The 18,549-nt window shown below is 73.4% G+C and carries 6 protein-coding genes; 1 reads left to right on the plus strand and 5 read right to left on the minus strand.

Translation table 11 applies throughout. The features are described from left to right. The first annotated feature begins 15 nt into the window (after positions 1-15). The gene (locus AADR41_RS35000) at positions 16-5,994 is read left to right on the plus strand and encodes an amino acid adenylation domain-containing protein (protein WP_342285943.1); all 5,979 of its coding nucleotides are present in this window, start codon (positions 16-18) and stop codon (positions 5,992-5,994) included. Between the two features lie 85 nt (positions 5,995-6,079). Here the strand turns inward: AADR41_RS35000 and AADR41_RS35005 are convergent, their stop codons facing one another. The 5 genes from AADR41_RS35005 to AADR41_RS35025 form a co-directional block, all read right to left on the minus strand. Beyond that, the gene (locus tag AADR41_RS35005; RefSeq protein ID WP_342285944.1) at positions 6,080-7,075 is read right to left on the minus strand and encodes a helix-turn-helix domain-containing protein; all 996 of its coding nucleotides are present in this window, start codon (positions 7,073-7,075) and stop codon (positions 6,080-6,082) included. 789 nt (positions 7,076-7,864) lie between these two features. Beyond that, entirely contained in the window at positions 7,865-8,827 is a 963-nt protein-coding gene (locus tag AADR41_RS35010; RefSeq protein WP_342285945.1) for an NAD(P)-dependent oxidoreductase, read from the minus strand. Next, positions 8,824-9,963: a Glu/Leu/Phe/Val dehydrogenase dimerization domain-containing protein gene (locus tag AADR41_RS35015; protein ID WP_342285946.1), complete on the minus strand. Its 1,140-nt coding sequence runs from the start codon at positions 9,961-9,963 to the stop codon at positions 8,824-8,826. Before AADR41_RS35015 ends, AADR41_RS35010 begins: the two co-directional genes overlap by 4 nt. 88 nt (positions 9,964-10,051) lie before the next feature. Next, the gene (locus AADR41_RS35020) at positions 10,052-15,427 is read right to left on the minus strand and encodes a non-ribosomal peptide synthetase/MFS transporter (RefSeq protein ID WP_342285947.1); all 5,376 of its coding nucleotides are present in this window, start codon (positions 15,425-15,427) and stop codon (positions 10,052-10,054) included. Beyond that, on the minus strand, positions 15,424-18,549 hold a 3,126-nt coding region (locus AADR41_RS35025), incomplete at its 5' end, for a condensation domain-containing protein (protein ID WP_342285948.1). The genes AADR41_RS35025 and AADR41_RS35020, both read right to left, overlap by 4 nt.

Here is an 18,549-nt window from a genome sequence, read left to right on the forward strand (position 1 = left end):
CGGCGCGCAGCAGCGGTGCGGGTGGCCGACACGGAGTGGCTCGTGCTGCTCACGGTGCACCACATCGTCTCCGACGGCTGGTCGGAGGGCATCCTGGCCCGGCAGCTGGGCGAGCTGTACGGCGCGGCGGTGGCCGGCCGGCCGTGCACCCCGGCCCCCCTCGGCCTCCAGTACGCGGACTTCGCGAGCTGGCAACGCGAGGTGCTGGACGGTCCGGCGCTCGCGGGGCAGTCGGTGTACTGGCGGGAGCGGCTCGCCGGAGTGCAGCCGCTGGAGCTGCCGACCGACCACCGACGGCCGGCCGAGCGGTCCGGCCGGGGCGGCACGGTGTCCTTCTCGGTGCCCGCCGACGTGACCGCCGCGGCCCGGCGGCTGGCGGCGGGGCAGGGGGCGAGCCTGTTCATGTCGCTGCTGGCGGTGTTCCAGCTGCTGATGGCGAAGTACAGCGGCCAGGACGACATCGCGGTCGGCAGCCCGGTCGCCGGTCGCAACCGCGCGGAGACGGAGGAGCTGATCGGTTTCTTCGTGAACACGCTGGTCCTGCGTACCGATCTGTCCGGCGATCCGGTGTTCACCGAGCTCCTCGGCCGGGTCAAGGACACCGCGCTCGGTGCCTACGACCATCAGGACCTGCCCTTCGAGCGCCTGGTCGAGGAACTCGCCCCCGACCGGGACCTGTCCCGCAACCCCCTGTTCCAGACGATGTTCGTGCTCCAGAACACCCCTGACGGCCACGCCTGGCAGCTGCCCGGAGCGGCGGTGGAGCCGTTCGCGGTCCGTGAGGAGGAGGCCAAGTTCGACCTGACCCTGATGCTCACCGAGCGGCCCGACGGCTCGCTCGACGGCGATCTGGTGTTCGCCCTCGACCTGTTCGCACCCGACACCGCGGAGCGGCTGGCCGGGCACTTCACCACGCTGCTGCGCGCGGCGGTCGCGGGCCCGGAGCGCCGGCTCTCCGAGCTGGAGGTGCTGACCGGTGCCGAGCGGCGCCGGGTGCTGGCCGAGTGGAGCGGGACGGCGTCCGCCGCACACATCGAGGCCGAAGCCGGGGCCGGGGCGACGGTGCACCGGCTCGTCGAGGAGTGTGCCGCCCTGCGGCCGGACACGACGGCGGTGCTCTCGGCCGACGGAGAACTGACCTATCGGGAGCTGAACGCGCGGGCCAACCGGCTCGCCCGGCACCTGCGTCTCCAGGGAGCCGGTCCCGGGGCAGCGGTCGCCGTGTGCCTGGAGCGCGGCCCCGAGCAGATCACCGTACTGCTCGCGGTACTCAAGTCCGGCGCCGCCTACCTGCCGCTGGATCCGGAGCACCCCGCCGACCGGCTCGCCCACATGGTCGCGGACGCGCGGGCCGGACTCGTGGTCACCGACAGCCCCCGCGCCGCACGACTGCCCGAAGGGCCCGGCCGGTTCCTCACCGACCGGGACTGGCCGTCCCTCGCGGATCTGCCGGCCCACGACCCGCAGCCCGCAGCGGCCCCCGCCGACCTGGCGTACGTGATCTACACCAGCGGATCCACCGGCCGTCCCAAGGGCGTCGAGATCGAGCACCGAAGCCTGGCCGGCCTGGTCCGCTGGACGGCCGACACCTTCGGCGCGGCCCCGGGACGGCGCGTCGCGCTGCTGGCCGGGGTCGGGTTCGACGCGGCGGCGTGGGAGCTGTGGCCCGCGCTGGCGACCGGTGCCACCGTGTGCGTACCGGACGACACGGTGCGGCTCACACCGGAGCTGCTCCAGCGCTGGCTGAGCGAGCGGCGGGTCACCGGCACCTTCGTCTCGACGCCGATGCTGGAGTCGCTGGCCGCCCTCGACTGGTCGGAGCCGACCTCCCTGGAGTACGTGCTGACCGGTGGTGACGCGCTGCGCCTGCCGGCCGGGCTGCGCCTGCCCTTCCGCGTCGTCAACAACTACGGGCCGACCGAGTCGACGGTGGTGACGACCTCGGCCGAGGTCGTCCCCGGCACGGCCGTGCCGCCGATCGGCCGTCCGGTGCGCGGCACCTTCGTCCATGTGGTGGACCGGCACGGCAGGCCGGTGCCCACCGGAGTGCCGGGCGAACTCCTCGTCGGTGGCGCCGGGCTGGCGCGCGGCTACCGGGGGCAGCCGGGCTGGACGGCCGAGCGGTTCGTGACCGCCGACATCGACGGCACGCCCCGCCGGGTCTACCGCACCGGCGACCGGGTGCGCTGGCTGACCGACGGGCAACTGGAGTTCCTGGGGCGGCTGGACGACCAGGTGAAGCTGCGCGGGCACCGCATCGAGCCCGGTGAGATCGAGGCGGTGCTGCTGGCCGGCCCCGACGTCGTCGCAGCCACCGTGGTCGTACGCGAGGACGCCCCCGGCGGCAAGCGGCTGGTCGCGTATGTCGTCCCGGCAGCGGGAGCCACGGTGCGCGGCGAGACCCTGCGCGAGCGGCTGCGCCGTGAACTGCCCGACTTCATGGTGCCGTCCGCGTTCGTGACGCTGGAGCGGCTGCCACTGACCCCGAACGGCAAGGTGGACCGGCGGGAGCTGCCCGCGCCCGAGCCCCGGCCGTCCGGGGCCGGCGGTCCGGCCCCGAGCACTCCGGTCGAACGCGCGATCGCGGCGGCCTGGTCCCAGGTGCTGGGCATCGAGGTCACCGGTGTGGACGACAACTTCTTCGCGCTCGGCGGCCACTCCCTGCTCGCCACCCAGGTGACGTCACGGCTGCGGGACGCACTGGGTGTGGAGGTGCCGGTGCGGGAGCTGTTCGCGGCGCCCACCGTCGCCGGGCTGGCCGCCGCCGTGACGGAGCTCGTCGCCGGTGGAGCGGCCGGTGCGGGCCGGATCGTGCCGGCCGACCGGACCGACGGGCCGCTGCCGCTGAGCTTCGCCCAGCAGCGGCTGTGGTTCCTCGACCAACTGGAGCCCGGACGCGCCGAGTACGCCGTGCCCTTCGCGCTGCGCGTCAGCGGTGCGCTGGACACCGAGGCCCTGGACGCGGCGCTGACCCGCATGCTCGCGCGCCACGAGGTCCTGCGGACGCGGTACGTCGCCGACGACGACGGCGAGCCGGCGCAGATCGTCGATCCGCCGGCGCCGGTGCACACGGCCGTCCACGACCTGCGGCACATCGTCGATCCGGAGGAACGCCAGGAGGCCGCAAGGCACTTGGCCCGGGAGGAGGCCGCCCGGCCGTTCGACCTGGCGGCGGGGCCGCTGCTGCGTGCGCGCCTGGTGCGGCTCGCCGACGAGGAGGCGCACCTGCTGCTGACGGTGCATCACATCGCTTGTGACGGCTGGTCGGAGCCGGTCATGGCGCGCGAACTGCGGGAGGGCTACCGGGCGGCGACGACCGGAAGCCGGCCCGAGGACACCGAACTGCCCGTGCAGTACGCGGACTTCTCCGTGTGGCAGCGAAAGCAGCTCACCGGTGACGTGCTGGAGGAGCAGCTGGCGTACTGGAAGGGGCGGCTCGCCGGGGTGGAACCGCTGGAACTGCCCACCGACCACCGCCGTCCGGCGGGGCGGCCCGGAGGCGGCGACACCGTGACGTTCGAGGTGAGCGAGGCAGTGGCCGCCGGGCTGAGGAAGGCGGCCAGGAGCGGTTCCGCGAGCCTGTACATGGTGCTGCTGGCCGTCTTCCAGGTGCTGCTGGCCAAGTACGCCCGACAGGACGACGTGACCGTCGGCAGCCCGGTCGCCGGCCGCAACCGCGCGGAGACGGAGGAGCTGATCGGTTTCTTCGTCAACACGCTGGTCCTGCGCACCGACCTGTCCGGCGATCCGGCGTTCACCGAGCTCCTCGACCGGGTCAAGGACACCGCGCTCGGCGCCTACGACCACCAGGACCTCCCCTTCGAGCGCCTGGTCGAGGAACTCGCCCCCGACCGCGACCCGTCCCGCAACCCCCTGTTCCAGACGATGTTCGTCCTCCAGAACACACCGGACGAACACGGCTGGAGCCTTCCGGGGCTGCACGTGGAGCCGTTCACGGTCACGCTGCCGGACGCCAAGTTCGACCTCACCCTGATGATGTCGGAGGACGCGGACGGCGGGCTGCGCGGCACCCTGGAGTACCGGACGGACCTCTTCGAGCGGGACACGGTCGCCCGGCTGGCCGGCCACCTGGGCACCCTGCTGGAGACGGTGGCCCGCGAGCCCGCGGCACGGCTGTCCCGGCTGTGCCTGCTCACCGCCGAGGAACGACGGCGGACGGTGGTCGAGTGGAACGACACCGGGGCCGCCTTCCCGGACGCCGCCACGCTGCACGGCCTGTTCGAGGAGCGGGCGGCACAACAGCCGGACACGGTGGCCGTCGAAGGGCCGCAGGGCACGCTGACCTACGGCCAGCTGAACGCGCGTGCCAACCGGGTCGCCCACCACCTGCGCATTCGCTACGGAGTGCGGCCGGACATGCCGGTCGCGGTGTGCCTGGAGCGTGGCCCCGATCTGATGACGGCCGTGCTGGGCGTCCTGAAGGCGGGGGCACCGTATGTGCCGCTGGATCCGGACCATCCCGCGGAGCGGCTGGCGTACATGGTGCGGGACACCGCGACCCCGGTCGTCGTCACCGGCTCCGCGCACACCGGCCGGCTGCCCTCGGACGTACCCTTGCTGCTGCTCGACGAGGACACCGCGACGCTGGCCTGTGAGCCGGACACCGATCCCCGGCCGACCGCCGCACCGCACCACCTCGCCTACCTCATCTACACCAGCGGTTCCACCGGCCGTCCCAAGGGCGTCCAGGTCGAGCACCGCAGCCTGGTCAATCTGGTGCACTGGACGGCGCGGGAGTACGGGCTGGAGCCCGGACAGCGGCTCGCGCTGCTGGCCGGGATCGGCTTCGACGCGGCGGCCTGGGAGCTGTGGCTCGGCCTGCTCCGCGGCGCGACCTGCTGCGTCACCACCGAGACCGTCCGGCTCACCCCGGCTCTGCTGCGGGACTGGCTGTGCGAGCAGCGCGTCCACGCCACATTCCTGTCCACACCGATGCTGGAGGCACTCGCGGCGCTGCCGTGGCCGGCGGACAGCACCCTCGACTACGTGCTGACCGGCGGCGACCGGCTGCGGATGGGGCCGCCGGCGGCGCTGCCGTTCCGCGTGGTCAACAACTACGGCCCCACCGAGACCACGGTCCTCGCCACCTCGACAGTGGTCGAACCCGGCGACGCGGTCCCGCCGATCGGCCGGCCCATCCCCAACAGCCTGGCGTTCGTGGTGGACCAGCACGGCCGGCCGGTGCCGGTCGGGGTGCCCGGCGAACTCCTCATCGGGGGCGTGCCGGTGGCCCGCGGCTACCGGGGCAGGCCGGAACTGACCGAGGAAAAGTTCACCGCGTACGAGGCCGAGGGGGTGAGCACCCGGGTCTACCACACCGGTGACCTGGTGCGGTGGCGGGCGGACGGGCAGCTCGACTTCCTGCGGCGGATCGACAACCAGGTGAAGATCCGCGGCAACCGCATCGAGCTCGGCGAGGTCGAGTCCACATTGCTGACCCACCCCGGCATCGGCGAGGTCAGTGTGATCGTCCGCGAGGACACGCCCGGCGACAAACGGCTCGTGGCGTATCTCGTGGCCACCGGCACGGACGCGCCGAGCACCGCGGATCTCCACGCCCACCTGGGGCGGTTCCTGCCCGACTACATGATCCCGGCGGCGTTCGTCACGCTGGACCGCCTCCCACTGACCGCCAACGGCAAGGTAGACCGGGCGGCCCTGCCGGTGCCGGACCATCAGCGGCCGGATCTGGGAGAGGAATACACGGCGCCGCGCAACGCCGTCGAGCGGACGGTCACCACCGTGTGGCAGGAACTGCTCGGCATCGAACGCGTCGGCGTGCACGACAACTTCTTCCAACTGGGCGGGCATTCGCTGCTCGCCACGCAAGTGGCCTCCCGGCTGCGGAAGGCACTGCGGGTCGACGTGCCGGTGCGAGCCGTGTTCGACTCGCCCACCCCGGCGCAACTCGCCCAGGGCATCGCCGACCTGATGATGGCGGCGATCACGGCCCAGTTCGCGCCGGCCGGGTGACCGCACCCGGTGGCACACGATGAAGGGGCCGGACCTCGTCGCCGAGGTACGGCCCCCTCACGGCCCCTGCGCCGGGTGGGACGGTTCAGGCCATGTCCTCGGCGCGGATGCCGCCGCTGGCGAGCGCGAGGGCGCCGAGCTGGAACCGGCTCTGGGCACCGAAGCGGTCGGTCAGCTTCTCGGAGAGCCGGCGCACCGTGCGCAGCGAGACGTCCATGCGGCGGGCCGCCGCCGCGTCCGTGAGCCCCTGCGCCCACAGCCGGAGCACGTGCTGCTCCTGGAGGGAGAGGTTGCCGCGGGTACGGGGGCGTGCCTCCGCGAGCGGCAGGGCCTCCTTCCACAGACGGGCGAACAGTGTCGCGAAGGCTTCGGTGACCGACTCGACGCCGCACGCCATCGCGCCGACCACGCTGTGGCCGCTCGTGACCGGCACGACGGCGTGCCTGCGGTCGGAGACGATCATCCACACCGGCAGCGACGGCAGGGTGCGGACGGCGCCGCCGCACTCCTCGTTGCGGCGCAGCCGCTCCGTCGCCTCGGGGTCGTTGCGGACGCTCTCCAGCACGATGGCGCGAGCCGGCGTACCGCGTCGCCGCAGGATCTCGTCCAGCGAGTGGCCGGCTTCGAAGGCCGCCGCGTCCGGCCGCTCGGCAGGCCCGACGGTCAGCCATTCGGTCGCGCACTCATCGGCGAGAAAGGTGATGTGCCGCCACACGGCGTCGGCGCCGGCCAGCCACTTGACGTCCGGAACGCTCTCCCGGCCGCCCTGTCCGCGCTGCGACAGCAGCCGTGTCACCTCCAGCCGGCTGCCCTCCACCTGGAGCCGGTGGCGGGCCAGTTCCTCCTGCTGCCGGGTGAGCATGGCCGCCAGCCCGACCTCCGGGTCGATCGGTCGCCAGCCGCTGGCGGAGTCCCCCGGCACGACCAGCAGCAGGGCGGACAGCCGCTCCAGCCCGCCCCGGACCGTTTCCTCGGTCTCCTCCAGTTGCGCGGCCAGTTCGGCCACCTCCGCGCCGGGACGGTCGACCATCGAGATGTACACACTCCGTGCAACGGAGTCGATACCCAGAGAGGTCCGCATGTCGTGCGCTCCTGTATGTCTTGTCGTACGGCACCTGTTGACTGTGGGACGCGAGTCGAGTTCGGACCGGCGGCGCTCCCTCGGGACGTCACCGCGGGAATCCACCGGCCGGACACCAGTAGAGCGGGTGCCGGAGCGGCGGCGGATGCGGGGTGATCCCCCAAGTTCCTGAGGGACGAGCACGCGTGGGGTGGGCGAAGGCACCCCCACGGACGGCAGACGAGCCTCGGCGGGCCGGTGTGCCGCGGCCGGAGCGCACACCGGACCGGGCCGTGGCAGTGCGGTGCGACCGGACGGCCGATCAGGCCGTGGCGGGCCTGCGACGACCGGGCGGCCCGCCCGACCCTGTGGACACGTACGCCGAGCAGACACGGCAGGCAGGGCCGTGCGGTGGCGGCCGGGTCCGGGGGCGTCCCCCATGGGGCGTCGTGCATGCCCCCATATACCTGCTGGGCCGACCACCGGCCCGTACGCCCTTCGGCCGGGCGGCTCCCGGTCGCGCGCACGCCGCCGACCCGGCCGCGACCGGCCGCCCTCCGACGCTGCGGAGCTCCGTGCGCCCCCCACCTCACCGGTCGGGAGGCCGAGGATATGGGGGACAGTCCCCCATACGGGGCCCGGCACATCTGTGATCCCGGTCCGGTGGCCGGACCGGCCGCGCGCACCGCTCCACCGACCGCGCCCCGGGCCCGTCGCGGCGGGCCTCCACGACGGCACCGGATCGAAAAGGAAACCGCGCCGGGCGGAGCGAGGGCTCCGCCCGGCGCGGGCAGCACGACATCGCGTTCCCTACCCGGGGTGCCCCCCGACCACGACGGCGTCCCGGGCCGCCCGGCCGGCTCGCAGGTCAGTGAGATTGTCCCGGAACACCTCGCCGACGGCGGCGGGTTCGCCGGGGAAGGCGAAGGCGCAGTGCGGGGATATCACCAGCCCCGGTATCCGCCACCGGGGGTCGTCCGCGGGGAGGGGCTCGATGTCGTGAACGTCGAGCAGCGCTCCGCGCAGTGCCCCGGCCTCCAACGCCTCGCGCAACGCCTCGTCGTCCACCGTGCCGGCCCGGCCGACATTGACCAGCGCCGCACCGGCCGGCAGCGCGGCGAGCACATCGCCGTTGACGAGACGACGGGTTGCGGTGGTGGCCGGCAGACAGCAGACGATGTGGTCCGCGGCGGCGGCGACCTCGGCCAGGCGCTCGGCACCCACGGTGCGGTCCGCCCCCGGTGCGCTTCGTTCCCCGGTACGGGTGACGGCGATGCACCGAGCACCCAGCGCGGAGACCTTGCGGATCACGGCCCGGCCGATCCTTCCGGCCCCCACGACCAGGACGGTCGATCCGGACAGCATCGCGGCGGTTGACGCGTGCCAGACACGACGCTGCGGACGTGCCGACAGCGTCGGGAACTCCTTGAGCAGCATGAGCAGTGCGGAGAGCGCGTATTCCGCGACGGATTCGACGGGGACGCGCGCCGAGTTGGTCACCAGCGTCCCGGGTGCGAGCCCGGCGGCGGAGAGATGGTCGGTTCCGGTGCCGGTGAGGTGCAGCCATCGAAGGCCGGGAAGCAACGAGAGGCAGTGCGCGGGGAAGTGGTGGCCGATCAGTACCTCGACCTCGGCGAGTTCGTTCCGGGGTACGTCGAGAAGAGAGGTGGCCCGCACCGCCGTGACCAGCGGTTCCAGGTGGGTGAGCAGCTCCGCGCCCATCGCCGTGTGTGCGACGAGGACGCGCGGATCGTGCCAGGTGGACGCGTTCACCGCTGGACCGCCCGGTGTGCCAGGAGTTCCGCGACCGGGTCGGCGCTGCCTTGGCCGGTCAGCTCGGTCACGAGGGCGCAATTGCGTCTGATCTTGTTCGCGATCCAGGTGCGCAGCCAGTCCGCGAGGCGGGGCGCGGACAGTCCGGACGGGGCCACCCCGGTGAGAATCGCCCCGGTCAGAGCTGCCCCGCCGACGTTCACCACCACGTCCGGCAACACCGTGTGGCCCGCCTCGCGCAGGAGACGGCGCGGGACGGGGCCACAGCTGAGATTGCCGCCCTCGACGACGACGCGGGCGCGCACATCCGGGACCGATCCGGGATCGATCGCGTCGGCCGCGGCCGCGAGGACGAGGACATCCGCGTCCACCGTCAGCCAGGCCCGGTCCGGACCCAGGGACCGCACCCGGGCCGGGAGCCGCGAACGGTCGACGGTGCCGTCCGCGGAGGTCGCCGCGATCAGCCCCCGCGCGCTCAGACCGGCCGGGTCGGCCAGCGTGCCCAGGACATCGGCGACGGCCACGATCCGGTGGCCCGCGCGTTCGAGATGCAGTGCCGCGGACCGGCCCACCGCTCCGAAGCCCTGTACCACCACGCGCTGGGGTGCGGTGAGCCGCTGCGCCTCCAGTGTGCTCAGAGCCGCGGTCGCGACACCGAAGCCCGTGATGTCGGACATGGTCCCGTAGAACTGCTCCCAGGGCATGTCCAGCCGGGTGGCCCCGGGTACTTCGGTGAGGTCGTAGTCCGCCGCGGCGAAGAACGCGTCGCGATCCGCCGGCGTCGTGCCCTGGTCGCAGCCCAGGTACACACCGCCGTGCAGGAGCGGACGGCCGACCCGGCCGAAGGTCGACATCAGCCGGTCGCGGTCCTTGACGGCGGAGCGGGGGCGGATGCCTGCCTTGGCGCCGCCGATCGGCAGGTCGACAAGCGCGAGTTTGTGGGTCATCGCCCTTGCCAGGGAAGCCAGTTCGCGCTCGTCGACGGTCTCGGTGAGGCGGGTTCCGCCCATGGCGAGGCCCCGTACGGTGCTGTCGACGACGACCCAGGCGTCGGCCTCGCAGCCGGGCAGCGAGAGCGTGGTCGTGAAGAGCGGCGACGGGATCAGGGCGTCGTCGCTGTGCAGGAGTTGGTGCATGTTCACGTCTTTCTGGTTCCGGTGAGTACGTCGTGGCGCGGGCGGGGTGAGCGGCCCGGCGCCGGGGGACGGCACGACCCGAGCGGCGTCAGCCGGTGCTGCGGCGCAGCAGGGCGTCCGCCTCGTCCTGGAGCGTGTCGAGGTCGTCCGCCACGACCTCCGCCGTCGAGATGTCGGGAAGCCGGCTCTCGATGTGGCGCAGGGGGCGGTACCGCAGGCCGAGGACACCCCATCCGGCCAGCAGGAGTCCGCCGGTGATCATGAGCAGCCCCATGCCTCGGCCCGGACCCGCGCCACCCACGATCTGGAGGAAGGGGGCGTGCCCGACGAGGGGGTCGAAGAGGTGGTGCAGCAGGAGGGGGGTGAGCAGGAAACCGAGCGGCATCAGCCCGGTGGCAAGCATCTGATTGGTGGCCACGACCCTGCCCTGCAGCTCCAGGCCCACCTTGGCCTGGAGGATGGCGAGCCAGTGTGCGTTGAGCAGGGCGTTGCACACCCACCACAGGAACAGGCCGGCGCCCATGAGAACGGGTTCCGGTCGCAGCCCGATCAGCGCGGTCGCCAGCCCCATCCCGATCGTCATGCCGATCATGCCGTCGGCCCGGCGCCTGGTGCCGCCCCAGAACGCCATGGCCAGGCCGCCGACCGCGGCGCCGAGGCCGCCCGCCGCGGTGACCGTACCGAGGACGGCCGGACTGCTCGTGGAAAGGACGAGCGGAGCCGTCAGCACCGTGGTGGTGGCGATGATGTAGTTGACGACGATGAAGAAGAGCACCATCGCCACCATGGGCGGCCGCCGCGCCAGGAAGCGCCAGCCTCCGGTGATCGCGGGCAGGAAGCCCTCCTGGCGTCTGCGGAAGAGACGGTCCGGGAAGCGGATGACGAGGAGGACGGCCCCACCGGCGAGGACGGCGACGAGATCGAGGCAGACCACCCCGGCCAGTCCGGTGAGACTGACCAGTGCTCCGCCCAGCACCGGTGCGATCAGCGTGCTCAGGGCGGTGCCCAGTTGGACCACGCCATTGGCCTGTGCGAGGTAGGGCTTGGGCACCAGCTGGGCGACCGAGGCGAGATAGGCAGGCCGCTGGAACGCCGCGGTGAGGGAGGTGAGCGCGGCGAACACCGCGACTTCCCACACCTGCAGTGTTCCGGTGGCAGCCGCCGCGACGAGGCCGGACAGGGTGACACCGTAGACGGCGGCACAGCCCAGCAGGACCCGGCGACGGTCCCAGCGGTCGGTGGCGGCACCGCCCAGCGGCGCGGCGAGGAAGGCCGGAAGCATGGCCAGCATGGTGACCAGGGAGTAGGCGGACACCTCGTGGGTCTTCTGGAAGACCCACACCCCGAGGCCGAAGGAGGTGAGCGCGGAGCCGGTCATCGAGGCTGTCTGGCCGAGCGCGAAGAGCCCGAACCGGCGCAGGTCCCGTCGTTCCGGTGAGCTGTCCGGCGCTGCCGGCACAGGCACGGAGGCCGTCGGCGAGGAGAGCTGTTCCTCGATGATCCCGGCGAGTTCGCGGGCCTGGTTTTTGAGGAAGTAGTGCCCTGCGTGCGGGATGCGGGAGAGGGAGACGTCGTCGGCGACGACGGTCCACTCGCGGTGCCGCTCCTCGAAGAGCTCGGTGGTGCGGTCACGGTCGCCGACGACGCACAGCACGGGCGCCCGCAGCCGCCGGGGGGCCTGAGTCTCGAAGCGGGTACTGAACCAATCGACCGCTTGGCGCGCGTCGTGCCGGACGGCACGGATCACCGAGTCCCGGGTGTCCTCCTCCATCTGCCCGCCGAGTGCCCGCAACACGTCGTGATAGGCCCGGTCGGACGTGCGCCGGTCGTCGGGGAACCAGCGGTGGACGAGCGCGGAGAGCCTGCCGGGGAGCCGTGCGCTGGGAAAGGCGGCGCCGAGAACGACACCGGCGAGTTCCTCGCCCGCCTCCTCCAGCGCGAGGGCCAGCGCGACCGCGGCGGCCGTGCCGACGCAGTGCCCGTAGACCAGGACTCTGCCGGTGTCGATGCCGGCGAGTTCGTCCCGGCAGCGTGCCACCACCTCGGTGAGCGAACGCAGGTCCTCGTCGGCGCGTGCGGGGTCGTGGCCGGGCAGTTCCACGGCGAGCACCTGAATGTCCGGCCGCTGCGTGGTGAGTTCGTGCGCGAGGGGTCGGTACGAGGCTGCGGATCCACCGCCGTAGGGCAGGCAGACGAGGGTCACCTTCGGGGACGTGCCCGGGGGCGGCCCGGCCAGTCGCTGGAGGAGCCCGGTGCCGGCGGACGCGGGATCGTCGAGCAGGGTCGCCAGTTCCCGCACCGTGGGGTGCGTGAAGAGGGACACCACCCGCAGATCGGGGCCGATCAGCCGGGCGGCGCGCAGTGCGCTGAAGGAGTCCCCGCCCAGTGCGAAGAAGTCGGCGTCGATGTCGAGGTCCTGGTCGGGGAGTTCCAGTACCTCTTGCCAGGCCGCCGCGATGCGCTGTTCGGCAGCGCTGCGCGGGGCCGTACCGCGGTGCTTGTCGGAGGCCTGCGGGACGGGCAGGGCGGCGCGGTCCACCTTGCCGTTCGGGGTCACCGGGATACCGGGCAGGGGCACCAGGGCCGACGGGACCATGTGGTCGGGCAACTGGGAGCGCAGGGCGGAACGCACGGCCGTGATGTCGAGCGGGACGCTGTCGTCCGCCGGGACGACCCAGGCGACGAGGCGGCGCCGGTGTGCCTCCCCGACGGCGAGCACGACCGCTTCGCGTACGGAGGGCAGCGCCCGGCAGGCCGCGGCGACCTCACCGGGTTCGACCCGGTAGCCGCGCACCTTGACCTGGTCGTCGAGCCGGCCGAGGAACTCCACGAGTCCGTCCGGGCGTAGACGCACCCGGTCGCCCGTGCGGTAGCAGCGCCGGGTTCCCCCGACCGGATCCGGGACGAAAGCCCGCGCGGTGGCTTCGGCGTTCCCGGCGTAACCGCGCGCGACCGAGGGGCCGGCGATCCACAGTTCCCCGGGCGTCCCCGGGGGCGCGAGCCGTCCGCTGCGGTCGACGACGTAGCACAGCGCGTTCGGGAAGGGGGTGCCGAGCGGGACGGACACGGCGGTCGTGTCCGAGGGGCCGTCGGTGTCGGCGGGTTCGCACCCGAGGACGGACACGGTCGTCTCGGTGGGGCCGTAGTGGTTGTGCACCCGCAGGCCGGGGCGGGCCGCGCGCACCCGGGCGACGAGTTGCGGCGGACATGCCTCCCCGGCGAGCACGAGGAGGTGGTTCGGCAGTACGGCTGCCAGGTCGCCGTGTGCGGCGAGGAGTTCGAGGTGGCTGGGCACCATCTTGACGACGTCCACGGGGTGGGTGGCGAAGTACGCGGCCAGCCCCGCGGGGTCGGTGGCCCGCTCGCGGTCCACCAGGTGCAGCGTGCCGCCGCTCACCAGTGCCCCGAAGAGCGAGAGGTATCCGAGATCGGCCGCCGCCGTGGACAGCAGCGCGAAGGACCGCCCGTGACCGTCGATCCGTTCCAGCGCGGCGTGCAGATAGTGGGTGAGGGACCGGTGCTCCACGGCGACGCCCTTGGGCGTGCCGGTCGTTCCGGAGGTGAAGATCAGGTAGGCGAGCCGGTCCGCTCCCGCCTCCACCCGCGCCCCGGGCCGGTCCGTGCGGGTGGCGCCGGGTGCGGACAGGTCCTCCGTCACCAGGACGTGCGCCGGCCGCACCCGGTCGGCCAGGGCGCGCCGGGCCAGTACGAACCGTGCGCCGGACGCCGTCACGGTGCGGGCGAGCCGTTCGTCGGGGTGAGCGGGTTCCAGCGGGACGAAGGCCGCGCCGGCCCTGAGCACGCCCAGCAGGGCCACCGGCAGGTGGACGTCCCGCTCCGCCAGTACCGCCACCGGCTCGCCGACGCGTACCCCGGCTGCGAGCAGGCCGTCGGCGACGCGGGCGGCCCGCTCCTCCAGCTCCGCGTAGGTGAGGGTGCCGTCCTCCGCGACGACGGCGGTCCGTTCGGGCGCCGAGTGAGCCCAGCGCCGCACCAGCTCGGGAACGGGATCGTCCGGGTACGTGCGCGCCGGCCCGCGCAGCACCCCCTCGGCCGGGTCCGTCGGGAGCAGTTCGCCCACGGGGCGGTCGGGGTCGTCGACCAGACCGGTCAGCAGCCGCAGATAGGAATCGCCCAGCCGCTGTGCGGTCGCCGGGCCGAAGCGCTCGCGACGGTACTGAAGCACTCCGCTCAGCGGGCCCTCGGCACCCGCCAGGAAGCAGTGCAGGGCCAGCTCGCTCTTGACCGCGCCGGTCGCGATCTCGGTGAGCCGTGTCGTCAGCCCCGGGAAGAGGCCGGTGAGATCGGGCCGGACGTACAGGTTCGCCATCGTCTCGAAGAGGGGCCCGGTGCCGGACGCGCGCTCGGGGCGCACCTGATGGACGACACGGTCGAAGGGAACGTCCGCCCGGGCCAGCGCGTCGAGCACGACGTCGCGCACCTCGGCCAGCAGGCGCCGACCCGACCACGCCGGGGACAGCACCGTCCGCATCACGACCGTGTTGACGAACGGGCCGACGGCCCGCTCGCCGAGTGCCGTGTGCCGTCCCCCGTCCGGTACCCCCACGGAGATGTCCTCGCTGTCGGACACCCGCGCCAGCAGCGCCTGCCAGCAGGCGAGAAGCACCATGAACAGCGTGACACCGTTGTCGGCGGCCAGGGAGTCGAGCCGTGCCTTGAGTCCGGTGGGGAACACGAGGGGAACGCCGGCACCCGCGTCGGAGGGAAACGGCTGGGCAGGACGGTCCGCGGGCAGGTCCAGTGCGGTGGGCGCGTCCCGCAGCCGCTCCTGCCACCACTGCAGACGGCGAGCGGCCAGGGCCTCGGGGAGAGGTCTGACCACCTCCGAGTACTGCGGAGGCCGCGGTGGCAGCGGCCCCCGCCCCGATTCGTGGGCGTAGAGAGCGGCCAGGTCGGTGAGCAGGAGGCCGTTGGACCACGCGTCGGTCGCCACGTGGTGGAGGACCAGCAGCAGGGCGTGCTCCTGCTCGTCGAGGCGGAAGCAGATGACGCGGAGCGGGCATTCGCGCTCCGGTGCGATCGGCTGCCGTACGCGCTCGTGGACCTGCCGTTCGAGCTCGGCCTCGGTGTCCGTGGCGTCGGCGAGGTCCACGACGTCCATGGGTACGGCCGAGGCCGGGCCCACCGCCAGCACGGGGACGGGGCCCGAGGCATCGACGACACCACGCAGCACGTCGTGCCGTTCGACGAGCCCGCGCAGCGCGGCCAGGAGAGCCGGACGGTCCAGCGAGCCGCTCAGCCGCAGCAGGACGGGGACCAGGTAGGCGGGGCTGTCCGGCTGGAGCTGGGAGGCGAGCCACATCGCCTGCTGCGCGGAACTGAGCGGCACGGGCTCGTCCCCCCGCCGCGGAGCGACCTGCGGGCGCTCTGCCCTGCGGGCGGACATCAGGGCACGCAGCCGGTCCTGGTCGGCCCGTGCGGTCGCGGCCGTCGCATCGCTCATGCCGTCTCCCCCTTCTCGCCCGGGGCCGCCGCGTCCAGGGCGGCCAGCGCCCGCCGTTCGACCTCGGCGGCCAGATCGCGCAGCACCGGCAGTGCGAAGACCGCGCGTACCGAGACATCGACGCCGAGCGCGTCCCAGATCTCGGCCGCGACCCGCATCGCGGTGAGCGAGGTGCCTCCGAGGTCGAGGAACGAGTCGGAGGCGGCCACGTCCTTCACCGGCAGCAGCTGTTCCCAGACCGTCGCCAGGAACTCCTCGACGACGGTGGACGGTGCGACCCGTTGCCGCTGGTCCGGGACCGGGAGCCCGGTCGTCGGGGGCGGGACGGGCAGGCCGATGGCCGAGCAGGAGCGGTCGGGTGCCGCGGTGCCACGGGCGAGGACATGGAGGAGTCCGTCCAACAGGGCCCCGGCGTCCTGGTCGCCGAAGCACTCGACGTCGTGGACGAGATGGATCTCGGTACCCGACACCGTCGTGTTGACGAGGAAGGTGGCGTCGTCCCGCGCGCTGCCGGTGTCGAGTTCGCCGAGCACCCGCAGGGTCACCGCACCGGCGGCGACCCGGACCGGCGCCCCCGACGGTCGCATGGAGAGCGAGACCGGGGTCAGGGGTGCGCCGGGGCGTCGGGGCAGCCCCGCCGCCGTGGCCGCCTCGGCGAGTGCGGCGGCGGGGAGCATCGTGTGCGCGAGCACCCGGTTGCGCGCCAGAGCCGCCCGCGCGGCCACGGTACGGAAGGTCTCCTCGGGCCCGAAGCCGACCCGGACCGGAGGAACGAAGAGCAGGGGCCCCACCACCCGATCGAGTTCTGGCACGGGGCGTCGCGCCACCGGCACGCCGACGAGGATGTCGTGCCGTCCGGTCCAGTGCGCGATGAGCACGTCGAGCGCTGCCAGGTACACCGCGAATTCCGAGACGCCCGAGGAGGCCGCCAGGTCCCGCACGGCTTCGGCGGTGCCGGGCGGCAGCCGGCGCACCAGCCGGGCGCCCCGATGCGCGGGTGTCCCGGAACGCACGCGGCGTGCGAGGTCCCACGGGGGCAGTGCCCCCGTGAGCTCCTCGCGCCAGAAGTCGCGGTCGGAACGGGCGGCCGGCGCGAAGGCGTGTTCCTCCCAGCGCGCCACGTCCCCGAGTTGCACCTCCGGCTCCGGCACGGGCCGGCCGTCGAGGGCGGCAGCGAGTTCGTCCAGGACGAGGCCCCCCGACCATCCGTCGAAGGCCAGGTGGTCGACGGCGATCACCAGCCGTGCGCGATCGGGTCCGGTGCGGACGAGCACGGCGCGCAGCAGCGGAGTGTCCTCGGGGGCGAACACCTGCCGGGCCGCCGCGTCGACGAGCGCGTCGGCCTCTTCCGCCGTCCGTTCCGCCATGTCGTGCTCGGTGAGGGGAACCGGTGCCGGGGACAGCACCCGCGCCACCGGGCCGCGCGGGGTCTCCGTCACGACGGTACGCAGCGCCTCGTGCCTCACCACGAGTGCGTCGAGGGCGGACCGAAGCGCGTCGGTGGCGACGGCGCCGTCGATGCCGAGGACGAACGCCTCCGTGGTGACGCCGGGGACCGGGCTGATCTGGCGGGTCGTCCACAACTCGCGCTGCATGTCGCTCAGCGGCGACTCGGTGGCGTCCGGCAGCCGGGCCGGCGCGGGCACCGGTGGAGCGGCGTCGATGAGTCCGGCCAGTGCCGCCACGGTCGGCTCGGTGAGGAAGTCCCCCAAGGAGACCACCGCTCCCCATTCCGTCCGGACCCGGGCGAGGACCCGCGCGGCGGCCAGGGAGTGCCCTCCGAGAAGGTCGAAGCGATCGGTGCGGCCCACCGGCCGGTCCGTGCCGAGCACCTCGCCGACGATCTCCGCGAGTCGTGTCTCCGCTCCCGGACGGGGGTGCTCGCCCGGCTCCGTCGTGCCGGCGGGAGGGGCCACGGCCGACAGGGCCTTGCGGTCCACCTTGCCGTTGCTGCTCCGCGGCAGCCGGTCCGTCACCAGAACCCGGGCCGGCACGAGGTAGTGCGGGAGGCGGGCGCGCAACAGCCGGAGGAGCTCCTCTTCGGTGGGAGCGGGAGAGCCGTCCGACACGGCCTCCACATGCGCGTGCAGTGTCCGTGTTCCCTCTTGGTCCACGGGAGCGAGGACAACGGCGTGCCGCACACCCGGGAGGGTCGCGAGGACCGCCTCGATGTCACCGGGCTCGACGCGGAAGCCGCGCACCTTGACCTGCTCGTCGAGGCGTCCGAGGTAGTGCAGCACACCGTTCGTGCGGCGCACGAGGTCGCCCGTGCGGTACCGCCTGCCGCCGGGTACACCGGGGTCGGGGACGAAGCTCTCCGCCGTCGCCTCCGGGGATCCCAGATAGCCGAGGCCGACCAGGGGTCCGGCGACCCACAGCTCGCCGGCGGTTCCGTCCGGGACGGGGCGCTGCCGGGTGTCGCGCACCGAGAGATCGCAGCCGGCGACGGCCGTACCTATCGGCGGCGTGCCCGTTTCGTCGCGGCCTATCGGGTACGTGGCGCAGAAGACGGTGCATTCGGTGGGGCCGTAGAGATTGACGACGGTTTCGACCCCCGGCTGTGCGTAGAGCTGGTCGACCAGCGGGCGGGGCACCGGTTCCGCTCCGGCGTTGACCCGCCGCACGCCCGGCGGCAACGGGCGCTCCAGCAGGATCGCGAGACCGGAGGGCGGTGCGCTGATCATGGTGACCTCGTCCCGCGCGGGGAGGTCGGGGAACGCCAGGATGTCGTCGGCGAGGACGACGCTGCCTCCCGCACACAACGGGCCGAAGATCTGGTGGATGGAGGCGTCGAAGGAGAGTGACGCGGTCGCCAGCCCCACGCGCAGGTGCGCGGGTTCGATCGTCCGGGTCATCCATTCCAGCAGGGCGAGGACGGAGGAGTGGCCGATGACCACACCCTTGGGAGTGCCGGTGGAGCCGGAGGTGAACAGTACGTACGCCTCCTCACCCACGGTTCGCGCCGGGTGCGGTGCGGGGCTGTCGTGAGCGTCCTGGTGCGGGGCGGCGTCGACGATGAGGGGGCGTGCACCCGCGGCCGCGACGACGGGGGCCAGTTCGGGCGTGGTGAGGACCTCGCCGATCCCGGCGGAGCCGACCATGTGCGCCAGCCGGGAGGGCGG

This window comes from Streptomyces sp. CLV115 (genome assembly GCF_038448545.1).
Classification (GTDB): domain Bacteria; phylum Actinomycetota; class Actinomycetes; order Streptomycetales; family Streptomycetaceae; genus Streptomyces; species Streptomyces sanglieri.

What these genes read in the sequence shown, in the direction of transcription:
- AADR41_RS35005 (WP_342285944.1), bottom strand. Translation starts at nt 7,075, where the DNA reads ATGCGGACCTCTCTGGGTATCGACTCCGTTGCACGGAGTGTGTACATC.
- AADR41_RS35015 (WP_342285946.1), bottom strand. Translation starts at nt 9,963, where the DNA reads ATGCACCAACTCCTGCACAGCGACGACGCCCTGATCCCGTCGCCGCTC.
- AADR41_RS35020 (WP_342285947.1), bottom strand. Translation starts at nt 15,427, where the DNA reads ATGAGCGATGCGACGGCCGCGACCGCACGGGCCGACCAGGACCGGCTG.